The following is a 25,774-nucleotide window of genomic DNA, read 5'->3' as shown; positions in this document are numbered from 1 at the left end:
GTATAAGGTGTATTATGTTAATTTTAGAATTTCTTCATTAGATAATTTTTGATAAGCTAAATCCATTAGGACTAATTAAGTAAATATGAGCAATTGGGTCAATGTCACACAGGATAAGTCTACAGGTATAGAACTAATTCATGCCCACTTCAAAGGCTTTGCATACGATCCTCATCTACACTCAAGTTATCTTATAGGGGTAACAGAGTTAGGACATCAACAATTCAATTGTAGAAAAAAAATTATTGATAGCTATCAAGGTCAAACTTTCATGCTTGAACCTGAAGAAGTTCATGATGGTAATGCACCAGATCCTCTCGGCTTCACTTATAAAATGATGCATTTAGATCCAGCATGGTTAAAAAAAAGCTATGAAGGAATATTTAATGAGCCTATCGAACTTGCTATCGAATCAACCCTACGTTCTGATCCTCAACTTTCACATTTGATACTTTCAACCTACAATATATTGAATAACAATGAATCTCAATTGATGAAAGATACGTATTTAGATCTTTTATTAGAAAACTTAGTAAATAAAAAAATTTTATATAAACGTGAAAAGTCTATCCAGACATTACCTAATATTGCATTAAAGCTAAAAGAAATTTTACATGAAAGTCTCTTTCATGATTTAGACTTACAAACACTCTCAACATTGGTGAAAACAGATCGTTTTTATATTAACCGTGTATTTAAAAAAAACTTTAACTGTTCTCCACATCAATATCTGATCCAACTCCGTTTAAATAAGGCAAAAGAATTGTTAAGAAAAGGATTATCAGCAACAACTGTTGCTTCATATCTTTGTTTTTCTGATCAAAGTCATCTAGGTCGATGGTTTAAACGTTGTTATGGCATAACATTGAATCAATATCAAAAAGCGTGCACAAATGTTCTAGATATATCTTGAAGATATTTATCAAACTAGCCAAATAGTTTATTAATTTTTGGATTTTATTTTGGAAACGATTTTAGCTTTTTGTGCCTTTTCTTTTGTTGCATCAATTACTCCTGGACCAACCAATTTCCTTATTCTTAGTACAAGTCATCAATTTAGTATTAAAAAAACATTAGGCTTAATCTTCGGTGGAAGTATTGGTGCTGCATCATTAGTCTTAATTACAGGACTTGGAATTGGTACAACACTCAATGAATACCCCAAGATTCAATTAATATTAAGTTTCACTGGCGGCATTTGGTTAAGCTATATTGGATGGAAAATTTTTAATTATAGACCTGATCTAGAATCTAAAATCCAAAATCAAAATAAGAAAAATGGTTTTTTTACAGGCTTCTTTTTACAGTTTATCAACCCTAAAAGCTGGTTGATGGCTATTGCTGTTATTACTGTTTATACAGCACAACTAGCTAACTACTATCAGTCACTCATTCTATTTTCATTCATCTTTATGCTGATTTCTCTACCTTGTTTATTTATTTGGGCTTATTTAGGAAAAATCACAAAAAAAATACTTTCTACAGCTCATCATATGGTGCTCTTTAATCGAGTATTAGGTACTGTTTTACTTATTTCAGTATGGTATCCAATATTGCATGCTATTTAACATAATGGTGGTTATACGCAGTCACAAAAATGGGAGCCTAAGCTCCCATTTTTATTGATGATTTTTTAATTCTTTAAGCATGGCATCCCGTAAAATTTTATTCATTCGTGTTTGATAGCCTTTGCCTTGGGCTTTTAGCCACTGCATGACATCTGCATCGATGCGAACCGTAGTTACTTGTTTAGTCGGCTTGTAAAATGGATTTTGCACTGCATTTTTCCAGAAGCTGTCATCAAGTTCAGGAATATCTGAAAAATCGATTTCACTGTCTGGACGTTTAGCTAACGCTTCCAGTCTTGCCTTTTGTTCTTCAGACAAAACAGGAGGATTATTCAAATCCATTTTGTAGGTAACGGTTTTGCTCATATTGTTTCCTCTCTTTTTTCTCTGCCTGTCGTGCTGAAATAATACGGATATGATCAATCCCATTATGATCTTGTACAGTATGAGCCACCAATAAAACTGTCTGCCCGTGTACGAGACCTATCGCTTGCCAACGATATTCACCATTTTCAAAGCGATCCTGTTTGAAGACGGCATGAGCATCATAAAAAACCAAGGTTGCATCTTCAAAAGCTACACCATGTTTTTTGAGGTTTGTTTCTGCTTTATGCTCATCCCATGAAAACTCAATTTCCATAGTTGCATCGCTTTTGTTAATATAAAAATGTTAATACAAAATTGTAAATTTTGCAAAGTTGTTCCATTTTCTATTGGCAAAATCTTACAGAATCGAACATAAAAAAGCCGACTTGTTTCAAAATCGGCTTTTTGGGCATTTTGAGATTTTTCTGATTTTATTAAGTATCTGATATTTATATTAATATACAAGTGTATTGCGTGTAACCACCATTATGTTAAATAATTAAGGATAAAAGCTTTATTACTAAATAGAACAGTTGCTTAAAGCAGTATAGAGTTAAGTTTGCATTTTAATATCAAGTTGTCTTTCAGCACCGATAATCACCATACGAATCCCATTTTCAAAAATGTCATCCGCATTCATATTTTGTAAGGTATTCACTCCTTGGAGCATGAGTGGATATATAGTTGGATCGGCTTCGAATGGTGGGTCTGATCTTATTTCTTCTTGCTGCTCCTCAAGGACCCACCCAACAATAAACCTTCCTAATGTCATAAGTAATGCAACTGCTTCAACAGGAGAAAACCCAGCATGAGATAACAGCGCAACTTGGGCCTCAATCGTGTTGAAATGTCCTTGACTGGGGCTAGTTCTTGCATGTAGACGAGCACCATCACGGTAAGCTAGTAGTGCTCGACGAAAGCTTACAGAATTAGCGAGCAACCAATCTTGCCATGTCATCCCATCGATGGGTAAAGAAACTAAATGGTGTTCATTTATAATGGTTTCCGCCATTGCTTCCATTAACAAGGATTTATTCTTGAAATGCCAATATAGAGTTGGAGATTTAATACCCAATCGTTGAGCTAGCTTGCGTGTGGTTATTGAATCTATGCCTTCTTCATTCAACATATCCAATGCGGTACGCAGGACTATTTCACGTGTCAGACGTTGAGGTGCAATATCTTTTTTACTCATAAATCTATCACTGATAGGGAGTGTGTGAGAGAATATTAATTCTATCATTGCTAGAGAAGGCATTTGTGAAGAAATCATTGAGCGTGATTTTAATCACTATATTTCTGGATGCTGTTGGGATTGGTTTAATTATGCCGATCTTGCCTGAATTATTACGGTCATTGGCTGGAGCTGAAGCAGGCGGTGTTCACTATGGTGCTTTATTAGCTGTGTATGCTCTGATGCAGTTCATTTTTGCACCTATCCTTGGAGCGTTGAGTGACCGATTTGGACGTCGACCTGTATTAATTATTTCAATTGCTGGTGCAACGGCTGATTATCTCCTAATGGCTGCTGCTCCTTCTCTATTGTGGCTATATATTGGTCGTATTTTTGCGGGAATTACAGGTGCCAACATGGCTGTTGCAACAGCTTATGTTTCAGATATTACTCCAGCCCATGAGCGTGCAAAAAGGTTTGGTCTCCTTGGAGCTGTCTTTGGTATTGGGTTTATAGCGGGTCCGGTAATAGGTGGAGTTTTGGGTGAATGGAACTTACATGCACCGTTCTTTGCTGCTGCTTTTATGAATGGGATTAATTTAATAATGACAGCAGTCTTATTAAAAGAATCAAAACACAGCAATAAAATGACTGAGAAGGTTCAGGAGCAATCAATATTAAAGAAATTATCCTATTTGATCACTCAACCTAATATGGCTCCATTGCTTGGTATCTTTTTAATTATCACATTGGTTTCACAAGTCCCCGCAACTTTATGGGTTATCTATGGGCAGGATCGTTATGGCTGGAGTATATTTATTGCAGGTGTTTCCCTTGCTAGTTATGGAATATGCCATTCTATTGCACAGGCTTTTGCTATCGCCCCTATGGTAAAGAGGTTTGGAGAGAAAAATACGTTGTTATGTGGAATAGCTTGCGATGCAATTGGTTTACTTCTTTTATCTATTGCTGTTGAAGAATGGGTGCCTTTTGCGTTGTTACCATTGTTTGCCCTTGGTGGAGTAGCCGTTCCTGCTTTGCAAGCAATGATGTCCAGAGGTATTAGTGATGAAAGACAAGGTGAATTACAAGGGCTATTAAGCAGTTTTAATAGTCTGGGGGCTATAATTGGTCCTGTATTAGTTACTAGCCTCTATTTTATGACTCAGGCATCAGCTCCTGGAATGGTATGGGCATTAGCTGCAATACTTTATGTAATCACCCTACCCTTATTGCTTAAGTATCGCCTGAATAAATATTCTGGAGTTCCATAAAATATTTAATTTATTGGTTTAAAAACTAATGGATTCTATAGTTTATCTAAAATTAACATAATACACGTTATACGAATTCCCAAGGCATGGCTTTTAGTCATGCTTTTTTTATCAAAAGACTATACCTGAATGATAGCGAGCCAAATCGCATACAATATCTATCATTAGACTTAATGCAATAATTAAATGATAGTATTATCATTAATCTAATAGAATTAAGATTAAATGATAGAAATGAATACACGTATTTATCTACGAGCTTCAACTAAAGATCAAGATGCAGAAAGGGCTTTGCAGATTCTTCAGGATCTAAACCAAAACTTGAATTTGGGTGAAACCATTGTGTACGTGGAAAACTATAGTGGTACGAAGTTAGACCGACCTGAATTGAATAAGCTACTGTCAGAAGCAAATCAAGGTGACACATTGTTAGTTGAAAGTATTGACCGCTTATCACGCCTAACCCAACGAGATTTTCAAGAGCTGAAGCGCAGGATCCAGGAGAAGGGACTTCGTTTAGTCGTAGCAGATCTTCCTACTACCTACCAAATGATTCAAACCAGTGACAGCATTACTCATTCAATCTTGGAACTCATCAACAATATGTTGATTGATCTTCTGGCAACAATGGCCCGCCTAGACAATGAGAAACGTATAGAACGTATTAAGCAGGGCCTGGCACGTTCGGGTTACAAACCAACAGGCAAGAAGGCAAATGAGGCTAAACATAAACGAATAAAAGAATTGCTAGTAGTTGGCAATATGACTAAGGAAGAAATTGCCAAAGCAGTGAATTGTGGAGTTGCAACTGTCTATCGAGTTGCTAAAGTTATCTAAAAGAGGCTTATCTCAACGCGCCCCCAATGGGGCACCGCTGCATTCAGGTTACTTCACATAAGAAATTTTATGTTAAATGATTGTTAGAAATGCCCCTTGATCGAGGCATTTTCTATAAAGAATACTAAAAACTAATTAAAGCCAACCAAGTTTCAAAACAAGGCAGTTCTCAGCAATCATATTTTTAAATTATATAACTCCCAACTGAGCTTTTGCTCCAACGATAAGGCTTTCATTTTGAGTTTCTAAGGCAAATAAACCATACATCAAAGGAGAGGCCGCTGCTCTTTCTAAAGTCTGTTCATATAGTTTATTCCAAACTTTACCCCCTAGTTTTTCATACTCGATGATTAGAGTTTTGAGGCTTTCTTCTCCAAACAAAGTTACATGCCCAGCAAAATCAATCGCTGGGTCATCTATATGGGCTGTTGACCAATCAATAACGCCTGAAACAGCTCCATCCTTTGAAGCTAGTACATGCCCAGCATATAAATCGCCATGTATAAATTGGGTGAAATCTGCCCATAGAACATCATTATCCAACCATTTTCTGTAGCGGGTTTCCAATTGCTCACTTATACCAATTTCAGATTTTACTAACTGCAAATTGTTTGCTATTTCAGGTCTTAAATCTGAAGGTTTCATAATTTTCAAATCATTTTCCCGAACTTCTTTTTCAGGAATACTATGGATTTCAAATAAGGTTTTTGCCAAAGATGTTATGTATTTCGGGCTATCTTTGTCCATATTCCAAATTATTTCATAGGTTTCAGCATCCAAATTTAAAACAGGATTATCTTTAAGTATGGGATAAGCCACTAATTCTGTAGATGAAATTCTCCAATCAGGAACCTCTACAGAAAGATGTTTTTTTACCAATTCTAAAATGCGTTTTTCTTTCTTGATTTGTTCCCTCATGCCATCACGACGAGGAATACGCAGCAACCATTGTTGCCCCTTTGTATCAAGAGCAAAAACGACCTTAAAATCAATGCCCATTTCATTGAAATTCATTTTGTCCGTAAGCAACAAGCCGTGTGCTTCAGCAAGTGATTGAATATCTTGAATTGTCATTTTTAATTTCCTTTAAAGAGTTCAATAATTAATGTTCGGATTAGATTGGCTATCATTAACAATCTCTCTCAAAAGTCTTGATGATTTTGTGGTCTTTGATCTCGTAGATAATGTCAGCAATATTATCGACCAATTGCTTGTCATGAGATACGAAGATAATAGTTCCTGCATAGGACTTCATCATTGTTTCTAATGCGGCAATACTTTTTAGGTCAAGATAGTTTCCTGGTTCATCCATAAGCAAAATATTATATTTTCCTAAAAGCATTTTGGATAAAAGCAGTTTGATGATTTCACCTCCCGATAAGTCGGATAAGTTTTTTTGAATATCATTCGCTCCGATCCCCATTGAAGCCAATACTGCACGAATTTCCGCAACTGTGTACTCGCACTCTTCCTGCATAAAGGAGAGCACAGATTTATGCGTGTTAAATTTATATCCTGTTTGTGTAAAGTAGCCAATTTCAGCTTTTGGAGATATGGTTAATCCATCAGCACGTTCTGATATCATTTTTAACAAGGACGTTTTCCCTGTTCCATTCGATCCAGTTATAGCGACTTTAGCGCCAAGCGGTATTATAAAGTTAGCGTCATCAAAGATAGTACGGCTACCAAATTTTAAGCTCAGACCATCTGCCGTAATCGGGAACTTATTGTGCAGTTCTAGGGCTGAACTTTGACGAAAACGAATAGAACGCAAATGCTCTGGTGCTTGAATATCTTCTAATGCAGCCAAACGCTTTTCCATACTCTTAGCTGCCTGATACAGTTTTCTTTGCTTGGTGCCAGTCATTTTTGCATGCCCAAGTCGTCCAGCACTTTCGGTAGAGTTTTTGGATTTTTCTCCTTTTTTCTTATTGTCTAATCGATTAGCTTGCTGGCGTTTTTCTTGCACAGCAGATTCTAATCGCTCCCGTTCCTTCATCATCAGCTCATATTCTACGGCTTGGTGTTGTCGCTCTTCTTCTTTTTGACGCAAGTAATCCGAGTAACCACCCCAATATTCCGTAATTTTACCGTCTTTTAACTCCCATATCTTGTCTACAACCATATCAAGAAAATATCGGTCATGACTGATAACAAGTAATGCTCCATCAAATGCTTTAAGTTGACCAATAAGTAGATCTATTCCATTGAGATCAAGGTGGCTGGTTGGTTCATCCGCTAGAATGCCATGTACTTGTTGGGAAAATGCGGCAGCAATTTTTGCACGAGTTTCCTCTCCGCCACTCATTGTGTCGTTTTGTACATTGGAAACACCAAGGCGAGATAACATTGCCCGGTCTTCGACCGTTTCTATTTCGATTCCGCCCAGTTGGCTGATATGTGCAAAATCACCAAAACGCTGTAATGTCGCTTCGGCTAAAACAATTTCGCCATTAAGTACTTTGAGTAAACTACTCTTTCCTGCTCCGTTATCACCCACAAGACCAATACGGTCATAAGAGTGAATTTCCAATTCATCAATATCCAAAACATCACGCCCAGCATAATCCAAGCGTATGTTTCTCGCTTTAATAATTAAACTCATTTTTATTTACTCCTGTTTAGCTCTTGAAATTTTTTATGCAGCAAACAGGATTTAGGTGAAAACAAAAGCTAGCATCACAGTGTCCTCCCAAAAAAAAAGCTATTCATCCACAGGGTGGACAAATAGCTAGTCAATTAAGTTATAACTGGAAACTATGCACTAAAAGCATACTTATAAATTAAGCATACTTTTACTTTATATATCCGCATATATTCTTAAAGACACAACAAAAGCCCACCATTATAAAATAGTGTCACTATGCAAATAGTTGTGTCTTAACGAATGCGGATAGAATGCATAAACTTACCTAAAAAATAAAATTCAGTTTTATGATAACTTTACTGTTAAAAGAAGTCTAGACAACCTTGTTTTATGCTTGGATATAAGGCTTATTTTAAAATAATAGTAGTGAAGATTTTCTAAAATTAACATAATACACCTTATACGAAATAAAAATGGGAGCCTTAAGCTCCCATTTTTTAAGTAATTTTTTCAAATAAGGCTTGGGTGAGCATCTAAAATTCGAATCAATGTAGCTGCTGGTCCAGTTGGATAGCGTCGTCCCTGTTCCCAATTTTGCAGGGTACGGGGGCTAATATGTAGACGTGCAGCAAATTCATTTTGGCTCAAGCCAGTTTTTTCACGTACTTCTTTAATATCAGGCAATTCGAGTTCTGTAACTCGGCTTGCTTTAACTTCTTTACGTTTGATAGCTCCAGCTTCTTTGATTGAAGCAACCAAGTCATCAAATAAGTTGTTATCCATGAAATTGCTCCTTCACGAGTTGGTGCAGAATGGCGGTTTCCTTATCTGTTAAATTATCTTTTACTGATTTTGGATAAGCCACTAAGAAAAAGATCTGATCATCCTCGGTGACCCAATAATAAATCACCCGTATCCCACCACTTTTCCCTTTGTTACCTTGAGCACAACGTACTTTGCGAATACCACCGCCATTCTTGATTAGGTCACCTCTATCAGGCTGTACCAAAAGATCTTGCTGAAGTTGACGATATTCCTCATCAGATACAAGGTCTTTAATTTGCTTGGTAAAGATGCTGGTTTCAATAAATAACATGGACTCTTTATACGTCAATGGCGTATTTGAATTTTAGCAGTTTCCATAACAAAAAACGAGAGCTGGTAGATCTCTGTTATTCGTATAACGCCCATTATGTTAAATAGACTAAGACTTTGTTGAAATTTCTTTTATAATAAATGAAAATTTAGGGCATTTAATATAATGAAATTACTAAGCTTTATACTGTTATTCGTTAGTTGTAGTTGTTTTGCTTTATCTAGTGAAGAATTTGATAAACAGTATCAAAATTTAAATGGTGAACTCAATAAAGCCGTAATTAATAATATGATCTATTCGAAGGATTATGATGATAAAAAAATTCCATTGTCAGAAAAAATAGAATCTAAAAGTAAGTGGTGTGACTTAACCAAAACTAGAATAAATTTATTAGATTTTGTGATTCAGAATTTTTCTTCTTATAAAGAATGGGTGAAAAAAAACAATCTTGATGATGATTCTAGTTTGGATGATTTTAATAAATTCTATGAAAATCAACAAAAATCATATATTGGTTGTATGGCGGGTCTTGAAGAATTAAAGATGGGTCAAAAGATCGATTAAATTAGAAAAACTAAATTAACATAATACACCTTATATGTAATGCAAATTTTTATTTCATATAAATCATAGTCTTATCGTATAGTAAAAAGCCCAACTGTGCTCAGTTGGGCTTTTTTGTTGATTTTTCATGTTCCACGCCTAATATTTAAACAATGTTTCACAAGTTTGATTAGCTCAGTTGAATAGTTAGGATACATCCCCTTTCTCTTCTTAGCATCCATTATTGTGGCTAGGATCGAAGAGATCAAAACAGATAAAAAAACAGCCCTTAAAGAGCTGTTTTTTTTGGTGGTTGAAAGCCATTCTCTAAGAGTATCGGATAAACTTTCTTGAAAAAATTTTCTTGTAAAAGCATATCAGCAAGTGCAGCTCCAAAGGCCTCAAAAGTATCACTAGGAAGCTTTTGAGCGTATTCGGTTTGTATCCTTTGAACCTTACCTGGTTTGTCGGAGAGTCAATATTCTGAGAGACTATTCCGATGAAAAAACTAAACTATACCCCCGAAATCAGAGAAAGAGCGGTTCAACTTGTGATTGAATCTGAAAAAGATTATCCATCGAATTGGGCAGCAGTTTCCGCAATTGCTCCAAAGTTAACATGTTGAGCAGTCCAAAATGACCGCTATATTAACCAAGTAGGGCATTTTTACACTGCCGCTAACATCAAACCTTATGATCTTCGTTATTCGATGCTGTAACATCTTATAACTGCGTACCGCCAAATCTAAAGCCCGCTTGACAAACGTCAGAGCGGGATTTTTTAATTTTTGTTTATTAAAACATATACTTATTGACTTATGCCATGTTCTAGATATATATTAAATATAAATGTTAATAATTATTTAATTTAAAATGAAGAAGTTAATGAAAAATATTGCGGTGATTCTGGGGTTTGGTTTAATCGGTCTTACTACAACAGCAAACGCCCAATATCCAAAAACGAAAGCACCTGGCGAAATCTGTTATTATTTTAATTCACAAGGCTTGCTTGGAGAGTGGAACGAAGAATTATTGGTTTCTAAAAAGAAATTAACTGATAAACAAGCTGCTGCTTATATGCAGAAAAATCACGGCATGTCCGATATCTATGATATAGAGGTATTGCCAGAAGATGAGTGTGATGCTGCTGTTGTAAGTTACAGCTTTGAGCCAGGCTTCCTGTTCTATTATAAAGAGCCTAAACCTCAAAAAGTTAAAATTAAAAAATAGCAAAAAAACCTCTCGTTGCTATAGGGACTGGTATGATCATTACGGCTGTCATACGACAGTTTTAGGGATAAGCTCTTGCAATTGATTTGATAAAGCCCAACACACAAGCGTTGGGCTTTTATGATTTATCAACAGGATTATTAAAGTGTCCAACTTGGATGAGAATCGATGTTCAAGTAGTTGTTGATTTTGCACTTCAGTTAAGTAGTTGTGAATTTCAACTATTTTGAAATCAATATACAACTATTGTAAAACCAAAACGAAATCAATTTATATGCAGGACAATCACTTTATACAAAGCAGTTGATCCCACTTAAAGTAGTTCTGTGTTAGCCGATCTCGTGACATATTCCATGTTCTGTTCGGCATTAAACTCGCGCCCAAGGCAATCTTGGTTTTGCCATACTTAAGATGAATCGCTTCAAGGGAATCCATCAAGGCATTGCTGACTTCGATGTGTTTCATATCAGTGAACATGTCATACACATGGTTTTCCTTTGGTTCGAGACACGTCAGAATCACGCCGCATTTCTTGAATGCTATATCATTTGCATACAGGCCATCAATCATCGTTGTAGCGAGTTTAGAGAGCACTAATAAGTTGTCGGTAGGTTCTGGTAAAGCTAATGATAAAGACTTGTTGTAGAAGGGCTTTGAGCTATCAAATGGGTTTGATTGAACGAAACCAATCAGACAACCACACAACAAATTATCATCTCTCAGTCTGCTAACCGCATCCATAACATACAATGACATGGCTTCTTTAAGATCATCAATGTGGTAGATGCGTTGACCAAAAGAACGACTAGCAATGATTTGCTTCTTTGCAGGTGGCGTATGTTCCAATTCAATGCAAGCAATTCCATGGAGTTCCAATAAGGTTCTGTGCATCACTACAGAGAATTGGTCTCGGATCATCAGAGGGGAAGCCAAGACAAAATCCATCACTGAATGAATCCCCAAGCTGTTGAGCCTCTTCGTATGCTTTCGACCAATGCCCCATACTTCACTTACATCAATTGCTTGATATACGCTCTCGGCTGAGCATGGATCCATTGAAACCAAGTTGCATACGCCATTGAAGTAATCGTTCTTCTTGGCAATATGGTTTGCGAGTTTCGCTTCAGTCTTTGAGCGTCCTATGCCAATACATACAGGTAAACCAAGCCAAGAAAACAAACGCTGACGAATCTGATGAGCATATTCAGTCAAGTCGTAATTCCCTGCATGAGCTGTCAGATCCAGAAAGCACTCATCAATTGAGTAAATCTCTTGCTCTTTTGGCGATACAAAATCGGCTAGGATTTTCATGAATCTGCGAGACATCTCTGCATACAGTGCATAGTTGCTCGATAGCACCTGAACCTGATGCTGCTCTACGATGTCCTTGATCTGGAAGAGAGGAACACCCATCTTGATGCCCAAGTCTTTGGCTTCTTGGGAACGTGCCACAGCACAGCCATCATTGTTGGATAGCACAATGACAGGCTTATTGTTCAGACTAGGGTTGAAGACACGTTCACAACTGACATAGCAATTATTGATGTCTACAAGTGCATAGATCTTCTGGTGAGCTACTTGCATGAGCATGAAACCAATCAAGTATTAACGCTTTCTGAATGGCTTGATGACAAAAGTCACTACACCCCAAATTAGCATTTCCTGCCCATCTTGCAGATGAATGTCGGAATACTCAGGGTTCTCTGCTTTAAGCCAACGATTATCATCACCTTCGATCATGAGGCGTTTTACAGTGAACTCGTTGTCTATTAGTGCAATTACGATGTCTTCATGCTTGGCTTCAATGCTACGGTCTACAATCAGTTCGTCATCAATCTCAATACCTGCATCCCTCATGGAAAGTGAAGCGACCTTCACAACGAATGTTGCTGCTTCATTTTTGATGAGGTGTTCATTCATGTCTAATGTTTTGTCTATGTAATCCTGGGCAGGAGAAGGGAAGCCAGCAGCAACCTTTTCTGAAGCCAAAGGAATATGCATGGAGATAGATGGATCTACAAGAGTGATTGAAGCGACATCATTGAATCTGGCTTCATTGGATTTGGCCAAGTAGTTCTTAATCTCAATGACACGAGATTCCGGCACACGTACAACCTTTGTTGGTTCGTCGTACAAAGACTTTCTTCCGGCACCATCTCGACTACCTCCACGTTGTCCAACCATACAATTCACTCCCCAACAATTGAATATGTAACATAATCAAATGATAGGGGATGAGCTTAATCGAAGACAATGAAATTACGATGAATGGTTACACACGTACTCAATATTGGTTACTATTCATCTAATTAAAACTAGATAAGCTATTCATTACAGGTTGATTTTATGGCTCGTGCTCCAAAGCAAACAAAACAAGAACCCTTAGAGGTTGTGTTATGGAAGACTGCAGACAAACTTCGCAAGAACATTGATGCTGCAGAGTACAAGCATGTAGTCCTTGGTTTGATCTTCCTCAAATACATCAGCGACACTTTTGAAGCGCACTACAATTTACTGGTTTCAGGTGAAGGTGAGTTTGATGGAGCAGATCCTGAAGATCGTGATGAATACACGGCATACAACGTATTCTTCGTACCAGAGAATGCACGTTGGTCTTACCTGTTAAACCAAGCCAAACAGCCTAACATTGGCAAGCTCGTCGATGATGCAATGGAAGCCATCGAGAATGACAACCCTCAATTAAAGGGTGTACTTCCTAAAGTCTATGCACGTCAGAATCTCGATCCTACGAGCCTAGGAGAGCTGATTGACCTGATTGGTAACATTGCCCTAGGTGATGCGAAATCGCGCTCTGCTGACGTTCTAGGGCACGTATTTGAATACTTCCTGGGTGAGTTCGCTTTAGCTGAAGGCAAGCAAGGTGGGCAGTTCTACACGCCTAAATCCATTGTGAGCCTATTGGTAAATATGCTTGAACCATACAAAGGACGTGTATTCGATCCTTGCTGTGGTTCGGGTGGTATGTTCGTTCAGTCTGAGAAGTTCGTAGAATCACATCAGGGCTTGGTAGATGACATTTCCATCTATGGTCAAGAAAGTAACCAGACCACTTGGCGTTTGGCCAAGATGAACCTGGCAATTCGTGGCATTAACTCAGAGCATGTGAAATGGAACTCTGAGGGTTCATTCCTGAATGACGCACACAAAGATCTAAAAGCCGATTACATCATTGCCAACCCACCATTCAACGTCTCTGACTGGAGTGGTGAACAGTTGGTTGGTGATGCTCGTTGGTCATTGGGAACACCACCTGCAGGTAATGCCAACTTCGCATGGATGCAACACTTCTTGTATCACATGAGTCCTAAAGGTCAGGCAGGTGTAGTCCTTGCGAAAGGTGCGCTTACTTCTAAGACCAGTGGTGAGGGTGAGATTCGTAAAGCCTTGGTTTCTGAAGCCAATGTCATTGACTGTATTGTGAACCTACCTGCCAAGCTGTTCCTGAACACACAGATTCCTGCTGCTTTATGGTTTATGCGTCGTGATCGTGTGGGTTCAACTAAGTACAAAGACCGCAGCAATGAGATTCTGTTCATTGATGCTCGTAACTTAGGGCATCTCATTAACCGCAGAACCAAAGTCCTGTCTGATGAAGACATTAAGCTGATCACGGACACTTACCACAATTGGCGTAACCAAGACGGTGAGTATGAGGATGTTGCAGGCTTCTGTGCATCTGTACCGCTTGAGAAAGTGGCTGAGCTTGACTATGTACTCACCCCAGGTCGTTATGTTGGTTTAGCGGATGATGAAGATGAGTTCGACTTTAAGGAACGCTTTACGAGCTTAAAGGCAGAGTTTAAGGCACAGCTTGCAGAGGAAGCGAAGCTCAATCAAGCGATTGCTGAGAACTTGGCAAAGGTGATTGTATGAGTTCAGTCTATGGATTGAATGTACCTAACGATTGGGAAGTCGTAGCATTAGATCAAATAAAATCCGATGAAAAGAAAGCACTAATATCAGGACCATTTGGATCAAACATTAGTGCAAAGTATTTCACACCAACAGGTGTTCCTGTAATTAGAGGGAATAATCTGTCTTTGGATGTATTTACAAGGTTCAAAGAGAATGGATTTGTATTCGTAAGTCCTGAAAAGGCAGATGAATTAGGTACATGGGCTCAAGCAGACGACATCATTTTTACTGCTGTAGGAACACTTGGACAAATTGGTCTTCTTTCAGATAACCAAGATTATCCTCGTTACATCATTTCTAATAAGCAGATTCGACTAAGGCTTAATCAGGAAAAAGTGACTCCTCAATTTGTTTACTACTGGTTAGCAAGCGATTTGATGCAAGAGGTCATTGAACAGCGGAATACGGGTTCTTCAGTTCCACTAATTAACTTGGGAGTAGTTAAGAATCTACTAATACCTCTGCCCCCTCTCCCAGTACAAAAAGCCATAGCCTCAGTCCTCTCATCATTAGATGACAAGATTGACCTACTGCATCGTCAGAACAAGACCTTGGAAGCCATGGCTGAAACACTGTTTCGTCAATGGTTTATTGAGGAAGCGAAAGAGGATTGGGAAGAGAAAACGATAGGTGACATCTTTACCATTAAGGGCGGTGGAACACCTAGTACTAAAGAGCCAAGCTATTGGGATGGTAGTATTGCATGGACATCACCTCGAGACCTTTCAACTGCTAAGTCTTTGTATATGTTTTCAACTGAGCGAACAATTACTGAATTAGGCTTAACAAAGGTCAGCTCCGGGTTATTACCAGTTGGTACATTGCTCATGTCATCTCGTGCTCCTATTGGCTATTTAGCATTAACTGACATAGAGGTTGCTGTAAACCAAGGATATATTGCAATTCTTAAGCATGATTTGTACAGCAATGAGTTCATGTACTTGTGGTGTAAAGCCAATATGGAGTTGATCAAAAATTCAGGTAATGGTTCAGTGTTTCAAGAAATTTCCAAAGCAAGTTTTAGGGAACTTCCATTTGTTTGCCCACCTGAGTCTCTGTTAAAGAGATTCAATGGCTACTGTATCAATTGGTTTAGCAAAATTAAGCTAAATGCAAAGCAAATCCAAACACTAGAAAACCTAAGAGACACGCTTCTACCAAAACTCATGAGTGGTGAAGTCAGAGTCCAATACCAAACAGAAGAAGTTGCATAACATTGAGGTGAAGTCATTTGATGGCTTCATCTTTTTTACATTCAGGGGTAAACATGAATAAGAAGTTGATAGGGGTTTTAATAGCAATCGTAGTCGTGATCTGTGGCTATTTGTATGCTTCACCATACCTTGCCATCAATAGCATTAAGAAAGCAGCACAGGCAGGTGACAGCGAAACTGTGTCGAAGTACATCGACTATCCAAGTGTTCGTCAGAGCTTCAAAGACCAAATGAATGCCAAGATGGCTAAAGAGCTGATGAATCAAGACAATGATGGCTTTGCAGCATTAGGTGCAATGATTGCTTCTACCATGGTCGATAAGATGATTGATGGCTTTGTCACACCTGAAGGGATGACTCTAATGCTACAAGGCAAAGACCTAAAGCAATCAGCACAGCAGTCAATGGGTGGGCAAGATTCATCAAACCAAGAAAATGAAGAACCTAAGCCAGAATATGAAGCGGGCTATACCTCAATGAATGACTTTGAGGTGGTCATTAAAGACCAAGACCAATCCAAAGACGTCAAAGTATTCATGGTTCGTGATGGCTTGAGTTGGAAAATTCACAAAATCGCTGTGCCGATGGATTAAGTAAAAGAGAACAAAGAGGAAAAACAGAATGATAAAGCGCATGATTCAAATGGGATTTGGCTTGATTGCTGTAGTTAGCTTTGCTGCAACCGTTCAAGCAGCACCGGCTAAATTCAATCATAGCGGCATACAAAAAGGTAAAGTCATAGAAACCTGTTATCACTCTCCTTGCTCAGTGGCTAAGTTTGTCTCTTACAAACAACTGAACAAGACTGCGACAGAATCCAAGATTCAAGTCACCTTGCTGGGCGGTAGTCGTGAGTGGGAAGCCAAGAAAATTGACTGGAACAGATCTCCACATAAAGTCACTGTGAGTTGCTCATACCAACGACCAACAGTTCAGATAGGTTCACAAAAGACTCTGATTCCACTCAATGATGGTTTAGGTGTTCCTGGAGTACTGATGGTTGATGCTGAACTCTATCTCTATGCTTGCCATAAGTTTGAGGGCTCTATTGATAAAGCTGTGCAGAAGTATGGCTATAACGTGCAGGACGATGAATAAGGTTTCTCAGCTTTACATCAGATAACAATTAATGAGTCCAGGTTATATGGACAAGTTTAGGGGGAAGTAATCAAGTGACTAAGATGACCGAATCAGATATTGAGCTGATGGCGATAGAGCAACTGGAGGGAATGGGCTATACCTATGTGTATGGTCCTGAGATTGAATCCAAGGGAAGCAATCCTCTGCGAAGCTATAAGCAGGTCATCTTAGAAGCCAAAGTGCTTGAAGCATTACAACGTCTAAATCCTCATTTGAGCGAAGACAAATGCCTTGAAGCACTGAAGCAAGTCACCAATCTGCACTCCCCTGATATGCTCAGTAACAACCAAGCATTTCATCGCTTGTTGACCGAAGGGGTAAACATTGAAGTCAGTAAAGATGGCAACACTCAAGGTGAATATGCTTGGCTGATCGACTTCGACAACCCAACCAATAACGAGTTTCTAGTCATCAACCAAGTCACCATCAAAGAAGATCGTTGGACAAGACGACCAGACCTGATCCTGTATGTGAATGGCTTACCATTGGTAGTCATTGAACTCAAGAACGCTACTGATGAAAATGCTACTGTAGATGGCGCATATAAGCAGATCCAGACTTATCAAAGCCAAATCCCTAGTCTGTTCACCTACAATGCCTTTAACGTCATCTCTGATGGTTTAGAGGCGAAAGCAGGGACTGTCTCAGCAGACCTGAGTCGTTACATGGCGTGGAAGACTTCTAATGGTCAAACCAAAGCAAAGAATACGCAGGCACAGCTAGAAGTCTTAATTCATGGTTTGCTCAATCCAGTCACCTTACTGGACATGATTAGGCACTTCATTGTGTTTGAATCCAACAAACAAGAAGATGCCAATGGCTTGATCACCATTAAAACCATCAAAAAGATGGCTGCATATCATCAGTACTATGCAGTGAATGCAGCAGTCCTCTCTACTATTCGTGCATCTGCAGTGAACTCGGACTCGAAATCTGCAGAAGTCGCAATGCAGCATCAAGGTAGAAGCAAGCTCGAACTTGTGCAACAACAAGCAGTAGGTGACAAGAAGGCAGGTGTTGTTTGGCATACACAAGGCTCAGGCAAGTCTCTGTCCATGGTTTTCTATACAGGTAAGATTGTCTTGGCTTTGGATAATCCAACTGTTGTTGTGATTACAGACCGTAATGACTTAGATGACCAACTGTTTGGAACCTTTGCAGCATCAAGCCAACTACTCAGACAAACACCGAAGCAAGCAGAGAATAGAGATGAGCTCAAAGAACTGCTGAAGGTGGGTTCAGGTGGGGTGATCTTCACCACTATCCAGAAGTTCCAACCTGATGATGGTGGCAGTGTCTATGAGCAACTCTCAGACCGAACCAATATTGTCGTAATAGCAGACGAAGCACATCGTTCTCAGTATGGCTTCAATGCAAAAGAGGTCGATGTCAAAGACGAGAATGGCAAGGTTGTCGGTAAGCGGACAGTCTATGGTTTTGCCAAGTACATGCGTGATGCTTTACCGAATGCCACTTACCTTGGCTTCACAGGAACACCTATTGAGAAGACTGACGTCAACACGCCTGCAGTCTTTGGTAACTATGTGGACATCTATGACATCTCACAAGCAGTTGAAGATGGTGCAACGGTTCGGATTTTCTATGAAAGCCGGTTGGCCAAGATTGCCATCAGTGAGGAAGGCAAAGAACTGATTGAGGACTTTGACGACCAATTCACCGAAGACGATCTAAACCAGACACAAAAAGAGCGAGCGAAGTGGGCAAGAGTCGAAGGACTTATTGGTAGTAAAGAGCGTATCAAAACCATTGCCAAAGACATCGTAGAACACTTTGAGCAGCGTCTAAAAGCCAATGCAAACCAAGGTAAAGGCATGATTGTCAGCATGTCTCGTAGGATTGCGGTAGACCTCTACAACGAGATTGTAGCAATCAAACCAGAATGGCACAGCGATGACTTGCATGATGGTGTAATCAAGGTGGTGATGACCTCATCTGCTTCGGATGGTGAAGAAATTGCCAAGCACCATACGACCAAGCAGCAGCGTCAAATTCTGGCCAATCGCATGAAGGACAATGATGACAAGCTGAAGCTCGTGATTGTTCGTGATATGTGGCTGACTGGTTTCGATGCACCGAGTATGCACACGCTCTACATCGACAAGCCAATGAAAGGTCATAACCTCATGCAAGCCATTGCCCGCGTCAACCGTGTCTACAAAGACAAGATCGGTGGGCTGGTGGTGGACTATCTCGGCATTGCCTCCGACCTGAAAGAAGCCCTCGCCTTCTATTCGGAAGCTGGCGGCAAGGGTGAACCGGCATTAGTACAAGACGAAGCGGTCACCATCCTGCAAGAGAAGCTGGAAGTGCTGGATGGCATCATGCATGGCTTCAATTACAGGGAATATTTCACGGCCAATACCTCGCGCAAGCTGACCATCATCCTGGAAGCTGAAGAGCATGTACTGGGTATCGACCAAGGGCAAGGCAAGACCCGCTTCCTCAATGCAGTCTCTGCCATGTCGCAAGCCTTTGCTCTGGCAACACCGCATCCAACCGCCATGGAAGCTGCCCCTGAAGTTGCTTTCTTTCAGGCACTCAAAGCCCGTCTAATCAAGTTTAGTGATGGTTCAGGCAAAGTCTCCGGCATGAGCAATGCTGAACTGGAAGCCAAGGTCAAACAGACCATTGATCAGGCATTGGTGACTGAACAGGTGGTCGACATCTTTGATGCTGCAGGTATCCAGAAGCCAGACATCTCCATTCTCTCTGATGAGTTCATGCAGGAGATGAAAGGCTATAAGCACAAGAACATTGCCCTAGAGACCCTCAAGAAGCTCTTAGGCGATGAGATCAAGATGCGAGAGCAGCGCAGTGTCACGCAAGGTAAAAAGCTCATGGAGATGCTGAGCTCTGCGATCAAGGGCTATCAGAACAAGGTACTGACTGCAGCCGAAGTGATTGATGAACTCATCAAGTTGGCTAAGGCAATCCAAGAGTCAGACAAAATGGCAGAGGAACTCAACCTGACTGAATATGAATATGCGTTCTATTCAGCAGTTGCAGACAATGACAGTGCTAGAGAGTTGATGCAAAAGGATATTCTTAGAGAGCTTGCAGTTGTCCTCACAGACTCGATTCGTAAGAATGTAACCTTGGATTGGACTGTTAAGGAATCTGCGAGAGCGAAACTCAGAGTTATTGTGAAACGATTACTCAAGAAGTATGGCTACCCACCTGATATGGCTTTGCTTGCAACAGAGACTGTCTTGGAACAGGCAGAGCAGTTGGCAGATGAGTTATCTGCCGCTTAATTCTTTGCAATCAAATTGAAATTATTACAAAACTAGATTAGTTCTACATAACAACTAATCTAGTTGCATATCATACCTCTAGGCCTAACTCTTTGAGAACACCAGCATACTTTCTGACAAACTCGACATCTTGTAGTTCAATCAGAAGCCTTTTCTCTAGATCAGCATAGCTTTCCCCTACTGCAGCTTTTTTGCTTGCAAATGGATCATGGTGAGCTAGCTTGTTGGCAAAGAATTGAATCTGTTTATCTGTCAATTTCTTAGGTTTATTATGCGTAATTGCATCCACAGGTTGCTTAGGTTTGAATGAAAAAGAGAAACCACTAATTACTCGACCTGTTTTTTAGATTGGTTCGATAAAAAGCGTGTACACAGTGCACTGGGTTATGTATCGCCTTTTGAGTTTGAAGCAATGTACTATGATAAGATTAACCCGTTAGGTCAGGTGGCCTAACTTAAATAAAAAAGTCTCCGACAAACCCGGTACGGTTCAGAATTATTAGTGCAAGACAGGTAACAAAAGCGGAGCGAGATAAATATGAGCATGGTTAGACACTCACGCAAAGAACTGAATGAAAAATTCAGCGACAAGCAAGATGCTGAAATTGAACGCTTGCTTGCTAAGGGAACAGTTTCTGACGATCAGCTAGATCTATCAGATATGCCTGAAATTACCGACTGGAGTAATGCTGTACGCCAAAATCAATTCTACCGTCCAGTGAAGCAACAAACATCTATTCGTTTAGATGCTGATGTGCTTGCTTGGTTCAAAGCACAGGGAAAAGGTTATCAAACACGTATGAATGAAATCTTACGGGATGCCATGCTAAAAGAATTAAAAAATCATCAATAAAAATGCGAGCTTAAGCTCGCATTTTTATTAAGTTAATATCAATTTAAATTAATCGACTAGATATAACTTGTGTTTTTTCTTTGGTAGCTCAACTTTTTCTAAAGTATCAAATGTTAACTGATTAAAATCTTTTTCAGAAATTCCAATCTCGTCAAGCATTTGATTCTTATCGAATTTTTCTTGTGAAGCTAAAACAGACATAATCTTGGGTAACATGAGACTCTCATCACGGTGAGTTTCCTCAGGTTCATTAATGTTGTAACCCAATGAGTTAATCTTAATAGAATTACTACGATTAACCCAGTCACTAATTAGTCCAAGCTTATGAGCTTTGTAGTTAATGGATTTTAGAGACGTTCGCCACACCTTCTTATACTCGATCATATTTTCGAGTGAAAGATAGCGTGGCGCAGTCGCAAAAAATGCATCTGTTGGCATTAAAAATTCAGAAGAGAATTGATCCGCTTCAGTTTCAAGAGCACGGTTATCTTTCTTGACACGAATTTTCTTATTATGCGTGTGCATAACAACATGGCCAAGTTCATGGGCACAATCAAAACGAGCTCTTTCCGCTGACTTAAATGTATTTAGAAATATGAAAGGACTACCACTTTCATCATCAAAAAAAGATAGCGCATCAATTTCTTTGATTTCTGTAGGCAATCTAAAAACACGTATTCCTTTTAGCTCACACAATGAAACTATATTATTAATGGGCTGACTACCTAAAGCCCATAAGCCCCTTAGCTCTGATGCTAGATGTTCAGCATATTTAGGCTCTCCCAAAAATTCAGTGATATCTAAATCTGGGCGCTGAAACTTAGGTAACATTACCTTTTGATTCAAGTATTTATTAATACTAATTGCTAAAAGTGTGTACGCCTCATTAGCTTTTCTATGTTGTGCCTTGATACGGGCAACAGATCTATAAAAGATCTGGTCTGTTTCATGTGGTTGTATTTCATTACTTGTAAAAAATGACTTAGGTAAATTTAATACGCGACATATATCATTTTGATCATTTTCACTGATTTCTTTTTCCACATCCAAAAGTTGCTTTACCTTAGAGATAGAGCAATTTAATTTGTCTGCGAAATCGGTATTGCTAAGGCCGCGTAACTCTTTAGCAATACGTAAACGATCTTTATTAAACACATTAACCTCAGATTAAATTACAAGCTGAATATCAAAATCATCAGGTTTAATTTCATCAGATGGTTCTAATACTGGCTTAGGATCAGCTTTCACAGGAAGTGTATTATCTATTTCGAAGGCGATTCTGCAAGTATGGTTACTAGGCAAAATAGAGATTTTTTGAGCTTTTGGATCCTGAACAAAACTGGTTGGATATGCAAACTCAAAAGGAATTGTCGGGATATCAGTACTGATATAAGCTGGATGAGATGCGGAAGGAAAATATAAGATCCATGTCCGTAATTTTGTCTCATCATCATAACTGGACTGGTTTTCCTTAATATTTTTTAAGGTCATAAACCCTTTCTTACAATGTGCTGATACAATTTGGTCAGCAATTCCTAAGGCAATGTTGCCACTCATAAAAATAATTTGTATTTTCTTCGCTGTATTTTCAATTCTTGGCTGACTGTCATTATGGAATACCCAATCAGGATCAGATTGTCGAAGCAGCAAAGCAAGTTGCTCTCCAATTTTTCCCCACCGTGCGATAAAGCGAGCGCGGTTATAGTAAGTATTTGTCCTAAATTCAGCATCACCAATCATGATGGCTTGTCTTACTAACTCAAGATCCGGTAATCCTAATAGTTTTGCTTTTGTGATTGCATCTTCGCCTTTGAAAAAGTCGCAGGGCGTGGGTTCAGAGGGTTGCATTGAGTCTTCATCAAGAAGATTTAAATTCATGAGATATATGTCCTAAAATAGCGAATGTCCATTTTATAACATCATTTGATGTTTTAAAAAAGACATTTAAAATATATTTTCTTATTAAAATTAAAAACTTTTAATCGAAACTCTAATTAGGAATATTTTCTAATTTTTAGGGGCTTTGTTGCATAAATATGTAAGCATCTGATTTAAATAAATTTAATTTTGGATCAAAAAAAATCAAAATTTTTAAAATCATATAGTTATGAAATCTTTGTGCAACAAAGCCCTCTGGTTCTCAAAACTCGAAATTTTATTTAAAAGTTTTATCGAGGTTTATAAGTCCCTGAAACGAAAAAAATGCCTGAACTTCAGGCATTTTTTACGTCATCACTAACAGCTTAAAACAATCAAAAAACGAGAGTCTTAGTCTTTTGAATACGACTTAATTTTTTCAAAAATAGGGTAAAAGTCTACACCCTCATCTTTCATGCTAGAAAGCAAATAAACCAGAACAGCGATATGTGTAGGTACTTTTCCGATCTTTTTATAGTTAGTTATGGAATTTGGGTTCATGTCCAATAAGGTAGCAAATTCCTTAATTGAAAGACCTGCTTTTCCCATAAGTCTTTGAAATTCTTCGTACGGCATGGTGATAAATACAATTTATTTGGATTAGAAGTATAACACAGACCATAAAATTACAAAAAACACATAAAAAATGTGACAAGCACATTTTTTATGTGTTATAAATAGCTTATCAACTAATCTATTTATCATCTCTATAGGAGAAACATACGATGTACTCATATCCTAATTCAAACACTGAAAAGAAAATTGCACTGATGATCATTAATGACTTTTTCATTCAAAAAGCACATGACCTCTGGATTTTTTTACAACTAGATCAGAGTTTTAACGATTATGAGGCCACGCTAATTTGGACTCGACGTTATTTAGAGGAACATCCAGAAGGTGAATACAGTGATATTCAAAAAGCTTTTCTTTCTTGTTTCCCAGAAAATTTCTTTAACTTTGACTATTAATTGATGAATAATCTTTCCTCTTTTGTAGCAGTTTAAATCAGAGTAAACGCTATAAAAGAGGAAAAATTGGTAGTGTTGCAAATAGCTTTTTAGCTAAAGGTTCAGTAGATGAATCCCTTCCATAGTCGGCATCATTCTTTGGGCTGTTCGCTAGTATTGTATGTATGGCAGTACAGGAAGAGTTTTCAATCGCATAACTCTCTTCAGCGTTTCATAAGATCATAAGTTGCGTAAGTTATGTAACTTTATAAATTTATATCTCTGATAGATCAGCCCCTGACGGTTCTTCTGGTCAGCTAGATCTTTAATTTTTCAGCACTGCATTTCATATATGGACAAATCCCTGACAAGAAATATAGGGAGAGTTTTCAATCTCATAACTCTCTTCAGCATTTCATAAGATCATAAGTTGCGTAAGTTATGTAACTTTATAAATTTATATCTCTGATAGATCAGCCCCTGACGGTTCTTCTGGTCAGCTAGATCTTTAATTTTTCAGCACTGCATTTCATATATGGACAAATCCCTGACAAGAAATATAGGGAGAGTTTTCAATCTCATAACTCTCTTCAGCATTTCATAAGATCATAAGTTGCGTAAGTTATGTAACTTTATAAATTTATATCTCTGATAGATCAGCCCCTGACGGTTCTTCTGGTCAGCTAGATCTTTAATTTTTCAGCACTGCATTTCATATATGGACAAATCCCTGACAAGAAATATAGGGAGAGTTTTCAATCTCATAACTCTCTTCAGCGTTTCATAAGATCATAAGTTGCGTAAGTTATGTAACTTTATAAATTTATATCTCTGATAGATCAGCCCCTGACGGTTCTTCTGGTCAGCTAGATCTTTAATTTTTCAGCACTGCATTTCATATATGGACAAATCCCTGACAAGAAATATAGGGAGAGTTTTCAATCTCATAACTCTCTTCAGCGTTTCATAAGATCATAAGTTGCGTAAGTTATGTAACTTTATAAATTTATATCTCTGATAGATCAGCCCCTGACGGTTCTTCTGGTCAGCTAGATCTTTAATTTTTCAGCACTGCATTTCATATATGGACAAATCCCTGACAAGAACGACAGGAAGTAGTTTCCCATCCCATAACTCTCTTGGAGGTTATATAAATTAAGGTTAAGTAAGTTAAGTAAGTTAAGTAAGTTAAGTAAGTTAAGTAAGTTAAGTAAGTTAAGTAAGTTAAGTAAGTTAAGTAAGTTTAAAGCTTTATGTTCATTACAGATCAATCCCTGGCGGTTTATGTAATAGCTCCAGTTAAAACGGACACTTCTCAATTAAGACTTAGTCATAGCACTAGAATTAAGGAGTGTTCTATGGAACGTATTGAAGTTATTAAATCAGTTCAGTGTCGTCAGCGTTTTTCAGCTCACGAAAAAGCCCAATTTATTGCTATGACCATGCAACCAGGCTCATCTGTTTCTTCTCTAATCAGACTGTATGGCATTTCGCCAAATTTATTATGTAGGATGCTGGAGTAACTGCCGTGGAAACCAATGCGTAGGTCTTCAGTGTGATTGACTATAATTCGCTGTTAAAAATATCAAACAGCTTCAGTAAAGGTTTGGATGAAAAAGCGCAGAAGTTCTCAGGAATTGCTCAGGCAAAAAATACTTATCGCACATGCCATACTCTTTATTTGAAAGCACCCAAGAATCAAAATAGCTCATCATTTGAAGTCTATGATCTGTTGCAGTGAAGCTTGGGTCTACTCCTCACTTCAAATATTACAGTCTGCAAATTTAGCGTTATTCATTACCAGGGCAGACTAAA

At 38.5% G+C, this 25,774-nt stretch carries 26 protein-coding genes and 2 pseudogenes; 15 read left to right on the top strand and 13 right to left on the bottom strand.

From position 1 onward, the window contains the following. Positions 1-85: 85 nt before the first annotated feature. Both LZP46_RS16230 and LZP46_RS16225 read left to right on the top strand, forming a co-directional pair. Positions 86-913: an AraC family transcriptional regulator gene (locus LZP46_RS16230; RefSeq protein WP_000073658.1), complete on the top strand. Its 828-nt coding sequence runs from the start codon at positions 86-88 to the stop codon at positions 911-913. A 49-nt stretch (positions 914-962) separates the two neighbouring features. Continuing rightward, complete coding sequence (locus LZP46_RS16225) at positions 963-1,568, top strand: LysE family translocator (RefSeq protein WP_000447788.1); 606 nt, start codon at positions 963-965, stop codon at positions 1,566-1,568. A gap of 51 nt (positions 1,569-1,619) precedes the next feature. On the opposite strand, the gene LZP46_RS16220 is transcribed toward LZP46_RS16225, so the two are convergent. The 3 genes from LZP46_RS16220 to LZP46_RS16210 form a co-directional block, all read right to left on the bottom strand. Beyond that, positions 1,620-1,934 carry a BrnA antitoxin family protein gene (locus LZP46_RS16220; protein ID WP_038350244.1) on the bottom strand — a complete coding sequence of 105 codons (315 nt, stop codon included), beginning with the start codon at positions 1,932-1,934 and terminating at the stop codon, positions 1,620-1,622. Continuing rightward, the gene (locus LZP46_RS16215; protein WP_038350243.1) at positions 1,897-2,208 is read right to left on the bottom strand and encodes a BrnT family toxin; all 312 of its coding nucleotides are present in this window, start codon (positions 2,206-2,208) and stop codon (positions 1,897-1,899) included. Before LZP46_RS16215 ends, LZP46_RS16220 begins: the two co-directional genes overlap by 38 nt. 279 nt (positions 2,209-2,487) lie before the next feature. Next, on the bottom strand, positions 2,488-3,129 hold the full coding sequence (locus LZP46_RS16210) for a TetR/AcrR family transcriptional regulator C-terminal domain-containing protein (protein WP_004787586.1): 642 nt from the start codon (positions 3,127-3,129) through the stop codon (positions 2,488-2,490). A 65-nt stretch (positions 3,130-3,194) separates the two neighbouring features. Between LZP46_RS16210 and tet(39) the strand changes: the two genes are divergently transcribed. Both tet(39) and LZP46_RS16200 read left to right on the top strand, forming a co-directional pair. Beyond that, positions 3,195-4,382, top strand: coding sequence for a tetracycline efflux MFS transporter Tet(39) (gene tet(39), locus LZP46_RS16205; RefSeq protein ID WP_004856455.1), 1,188 nt, complete (start codon positions 3,195-3,197; stop codon positions 4,380-4,382). A gap of 225 nt (positions 4,383-4,607) precedes the next feature. Continuing rightward, positions 4,608-5,219 (top strand): recombinase family protein, encoded by a 612-nt coding sequence (locus LZP46_RS16200; protein WP_015060246.1) that lies wholly within the window; start codon positions 4,608-4,610, stop codon positions 5,217-5,219. A gap of 189 nt (positions 5,220-5,408) precedes the next feature. Here the strand turns inward: LZP46_RS16200 and LZP46_RS16195 are convergent, their stop codons facing one another. The 4 genes from LZP46_RS16195 to LZP46_RS16180 form a co-directional block, all read right to left on the bottom strand. Beyond that, positions 5,409-6,293, bottom strand: a complete 885-nt coding sequence (locus LZP46_RS16195; protein WP_000155092.1) for an Mph(E) family macrolide 2'-phosphotransferase — start codon at positions 6,291-6,293, stop codon at positions 5,409-5,411. 55 nt (positions 6,294-6,348) lie between these two features. Continuing rightward, positions 6,349-7,824 (bottom strand): ABC-F type ribosomal protection protein Msr(E), encoded by a 1,476-nt coding sequence (gene msr(E), locus LZP46_RS16190; protein WP_000052512.1) that lies wholly within the window; start codon positions 7,822-7,824, stop codon positions 6,349-6,351. 492 nt (positions 7,825-8,316) lie between these two features. Next, on the bottom strand, positions 8,317-8,589 hold the full coding sequence (nadS, locus tag LZP46_RS16185; RefSeq protein WP_000369781.1) for a NadS family protein: 273 nt from the start codon (positions 8,587-8,589) through the stop codon (positions 8,317-8,319). Further along, positions 8,582-8,902 carry a type II toxin-antitoxin system RelE/ParE family toxin gene (locus LZP46_RS16180; protein ID WP_000897307.1) on the bottom strand — a complete coding sequence of 107 codons (321 nt, stop codon included), beginning with the start codon at positions 8,900-8,902 and terminating at the stop codon, positions 8,582-8,584. The genes nadS and LZP46_RS16180 overlap by 8 nt, the downstream gene beginning before the upstream one ends. A gap of 165 nt (positions 8,903-9,067) precedes the next feature. Here LZP46_RS16180 and LZP46_RS16175 point away from each other — a divergent pair, with 165 nt between their 5' ends. The 3 genes and pseudogenes from LZP46_RS16175 (at position 9,068) to LZP46_RS16165 (ending at position 10,674) form a co-directional block, all read left to right on the top strand. Next, positions 9,068-9,466: a hypothetical protein gene (locus tag LZP46_RS16175; protein ID WP_026438543.1), complete on the top strand. Its 399-nt coding sequence runs from the start codon at positions 9,068-9,070 to the stop codon at positions 9,464-9,466. Positions 9,467-9,944: 478 nt separating this feature from the next. Next, positions 9,945-10,067 (top strand): annotated as a pseudogene (locus LZP46_RS16170) (IS3 family transposase); the annotation flags it as partial. 262 nt (positions 10,068-10,329) lie between these two features. Further along, a complete protein-coding gene (locus LZP46_RS16165; protein ID WP_004871193.1) occupies positions 10,330-10,674 on the top strand; it encodes a hypothetical protein in 345 nt (114 codons plus the stop codon). A gap of 285 nt (positions 10,675-10,959) precedes the next feature. Here LZP46_RS16165 and LZP46_RS16160 read toward each other — a convergent pair whose 3' ends face one another. Together LZP46_RS16160 and LZP46_RS16155 are read right to left on the bottom strand one after the other, a co-directional pair. Further along, the gene (locus LZP46_RS16160; RefSeq protein ID WP_236095292.1) at positions 10,960-12,264 is read right to left on the bottom strand and encodes a Y-family DNA polymerase; all 1,305 of its coding nucleotides are present in this window, start codon (positions 12,262-12,264) and stop codon (positions 10,960-10,962) included. Positions 12,265-12,279: 15 nt separating this feature from the next. Then, positions 12,280-12,858: a LexA family protein gene (locus LZP46_RS16155; RefSeq protein WP_236095291.1), complete on the bottom strand. Its 579-nt coding sequence runs from the start codon at positions 12,856-12,858 to the stop codon at positions 12,280-12,282. 162 nt (positions 12,859-13,020) lie between these two features. Between LZP46_RS16155 and LZP46_RS16150 the strand changes: the two genes are divergently transcribed. The 5 genes from LZP46_RS16150 (at position 13,021) to LZP46_RS16130 (ending at position 20,239) form a co-directional block, all read left to right on the top strand. Beyond that, positions 13,021-14,568, top strand: coding sequence for a type I restriction-modification system subunit M (locus LZP46_RS16150; RefSeq protein WP_178319475.1), 1,548 nt, complete (start codon positions 13,021-13,023; stop codon positions 14,566-14,568). Then, the gene (locus LZP46_RS16145) at positions 14,565-15,824 is read left to right on the top strand and encodes a restriction endonuclease subunit S (protein ID WP_178319476.1); all 1,260 of its coding nucleotides are present in this window, start codon (positions 14,565-14,567) and stop codon (positions 15,822-15,824) included. The genes LZP46_RS16150 and LZP46_RS16145 overlap by 4 nt, the downstream gene beginning before the upstream one ends. 53 nt (positions 15,825-15,877) lie before the next feature. Then, positions 15,878-16,417, top strand: coding sequence for a DUF2939 domain-containing protein (locus LZP46_RS16140; protein ID WP_178319477.1), 540 nt, complete (start codon positions 15,878-15,880; stop codon positions 16,415-16,417). Positions 16,418-16,445: 28 nt separating this feature from the next. After that, entirely contained in the window at positions 16,446-16,922 is a 477-nt protein-coding gene (locus LZP46_RS16135) for a hypothetical protein (protein WP_178319478.1), read from the top strand. 83 nt (positions 16,923-17,005) lie between these two features. Further along, positions 17,006-20,239 carry a type I restriction endonuclease subunit R gene (locus LZP46_RS16130; RefSeq protein WP_214129023.1) on the top strand — a complete coding sequence of 1,078 codons (3,234 nt, stop codon included), beginning with the start codon at positions 17,006-17,008 and terminating at the stop codon, positions 20,237-20,239. A 70-nt stretch (positions 20,240-20,309) separates the two neighbouring features. Here the strand turns inward: LZP46_RS16130 and LZP46_RS16125 are convergent. Further along, a pseudogene (locus LZP46_RS16125) lies at positions 20,310-20,582 on the bottom strand (replication initiation protein RepM); the annotation flags it as partial. A gap of 195 nt (positions 20,583-20,777) precedes the next feature. On the opposite strand from LZP46_RS16125, the gene LZP46_RS16120 reads away from it, so the two are divergent. Then, on the top strand, positions 20,778-21,092 hold the full coding sequence (locus tag LZP46_RS16120; RefSeq protein WP_236095290.1) for a BrnA antitoxin family protein: 315 nt from the start codon (positions 20,778-20,780) through the stop codon (positions 21,090-21,092). Between the two features lie 48 nt (positions 21,093-21,140). Here the strand turns inward: LZP46_RS16120 and LZP46_RS16115 are convergent, their stop codons facing one another. The 3 genes from LZP46_RS16115 to LZP46_RS16105 form a co-directional block, all read right to left on the bottom strand. Then, a complete protein-coding gene (locus LZP46_RS16115) occupies positions 21,141-22,247 on the bottom strand; it encodes an ImmA/IrrE family metallo-endopeptidase (RefSeq protein WP_178319481.1) in 1,107 nt (368 codons plus the stop codon). Positions 22,248-22,259: 12 nt separating this feature from the next. Further along, entirely contained in the window at positions 22,260-22,970 is a 711-nt protein-coding gene (locus tag LZP46_RS16110) for a hypothetical protein (RefSeq protein ID WP_178319482.1), read from the bottom strand. A gap of 390 nt (positions 22,971-23,360) precedes the next feature. Beyond that, the gene (locus LZP46_RS16105) at positions 23,361-23,585 is read right to left on the bottom strand and encodes a helix-turn-helix transcriptional regulator (protein ID WP_004676219.1); all 225 of its coding nucleotides are present in this window, start codon (positions 23,583-23,585) and stop codon (positions 23,361-23,363) included. Positions 23,586-23,734: 149 nt separating this feature from the next. On the opposite strand from LZP46_RS16105, the gene LZP46_RS16100 reads away from it, so the two are divergent. Beyond that, positions 23,735-23,980, top strand: a complete 246-nt coding sequence (locus LZP46_RS16100; RefSeq protein WP_004776736.1) for a hypothetical protein — start codon at positions 23,735-23,737, stop codon at positions 23,978-23,980. Between the two features lie 1,337 nt (positions 23,981-25,317). Next, a complete protein-coding gene (locus tag LZP46_RS16095; protein WP_081401805.1) occupies positions 25,318-25,482 on the top strand; it encodes a transposase in 165 nt (54 codons plus the stop codon). Positions 25,483-25,774 lie beyond the last annotated feature (292 nt).

Origin of the sequence: Acinetobacter sp. SCLZS86, assembly GCF_021560715.1 — a bacterium.
In the GTDB taxonomy this organism is placed as follows: Bacteria; Pseudomonadota; Gammaproteobacteria; order Pseudomonadales; family Moraxellaceae; genus Acinetobacter; species Acinetobacter towneri_A.
This window is presented reverse-complemented; position numbering and strand designations above follow the sequence as displayed.

Excerpts from the sequence above, each read along its gene's own strand:
- LZP46_RS16230 (WP_000073658.1), top strand. The coding sequence starts at position 86 with ATGAGCAATTGGGTCAATGTCACACAGGATAAGTCTACAGGTATAGAA.
- LZP46_RS16220 (WP_038350244.1), bottom strand. The coding sequence starts at position 1,934 with ATGAGCAAAACCGTTACCTACAAAATGGATTTGAATAATCCTCCTGTT.
- LZP46_RS16215 (WP_038350243.1), bottom strand. The coding sequence starts at position 2,208 with ATGGAAATTGAGTTTTCATGGGATGAGCATAAAGCAGAAACAAACCTC.
- LZP46_RS16210 (WP_004787586.1), bottom strand. The coding sequence starts at position 3,129 with ATGAGTAAAAAAGATATTGCACCTCAACGTCTGACACGTGAAATAGTC.
- LZP46_RS16200 (WP_015060246.1), top strand. The coding sequence starts at position 4,608 with ATGATAGAAATGAATACACGTATTTATCTACGAGCTTCAACTAAAGAT.
- LZP46_RS16195 (WP_000155092.1), bottom strand. The coding sequence starts at position 6,293 with ATGACAATTCAAGATATTCAATCACTTGCTGAAGCACACGGCTTGTTG.
- nadS (WP_000369781.1), bottom strand. The coding sequence starts at position 8,589 with ATGGATAACAACTTATTTGATGACTTGGTTGCTTCAATCAAAGAAGCT.
- LZP46_RS16180 (WP_000897307.1), bottom strand. The coding sequence starts at position 8,902 with ATGTTATTTATTGAAACCAGCATCTTTACCAAGCAAATTAAAGACCTT.
- LZP46_RS16175 (WP_026438543.1), top strand. The coding sequence starts at position 9,068 with ATGAAATTACTAAGCTTTATACTGTTATTCGTTAGTTGTAGTTGTTTT.
- LZP46_RS16165 (WP_004871193.1), top strand. The coding sequence starts at position 10,330 with ATGAAAAATATTGCGGTGATTCTGGGGTTTGGTTTAATCGGTCTTACT.
- LZP46_RS16160 (WP_236095292.1), bottom strand. The coding sequence starts at position 12,264 with ATGCTCATGCAAGTAGCTCACCAGAAGATCTATGCACTTGTAGACATC.
- LZP46_RS16155 (WP_236095291.1), bottom strand. The coding sequence starts at position 12,858 with ATGGTTGGACAACGTGGAGGTAGTCGAGATGGTGCCGGAAGAAAGTCT.
- LZP46_RS16150 (WP_178319475.1), top strand. The coding sequence starts at position 13,021 with ATGGCTCGTGCTCCAAAGCAAACAAAACAAGAACCCTTAGAGGTTGTG.
- LZP46_RS16145 (WP_178319476.1), top strand. The coding sequence starts at position 14,565 with ATGAGTTCAGTCTATGGATTGAATGTACCTAACGATTGGGAAGTCGTA.
- LZP46_RS16140 (WP_178319477.1), top strand. The coding sequence starts at position 15,878 with ATGAATAAGAAGTTGATAGGGGTTTTAATAGCAATCGTAGTCGTGATC.
- LZP46_RS16135 (WP_178319478.1), top strand. The coding sequence starts at position 16,446 with ATGATAAAGCGCATGATTCAAATGGGATTTGGCTTGATTGCTGTAGTT.
- LZP46_RS16130 (WP_214129023.1), top strand. The coding sequence starts at position 17,006 with ATGACCGAATCAGATATTGAGCTGATGGCGATAGAGCAACTGGAGGGA.
- LZP46_RS16120 (WP_236095290.1), top strand. The coding sequence starts at position 20,778 with ATGAGCATGGTTAGACACTCACGCAAAGAACTGAATGAAAAATTCAGC.
- LZP46_RS16110 (WP_178319482.1), bottom strand. The coding sequence starts at position 22,970 with ATGAATTTAAATCTTCTTGATGAAGACTCAATGCAACCCTCTGAACCC.
- LZP46_RS16105 (WP_004676219.1), bottom strand. The coding sequence starts at position 23,585 with ATGCCGTACGAAGAATTTCAAAGACTTATGGGAAAAGCAGGTCTTTCA.
- LZP46_RS16100 (WP_004776736.1), top strand. The coding sequence starts at position 23,735 with ATGTACTCATATCCTAATTCAAACACTGAAAAGAAAATTGCACTGATG.
- LZP46_RS16095 (WP_081401805.1), top strand. The coding sequence starts at position 25,318 with ATGGAACGTATTGAAGTTATTAAATCAGTTCAGTGTCGTCAGCGTTTT.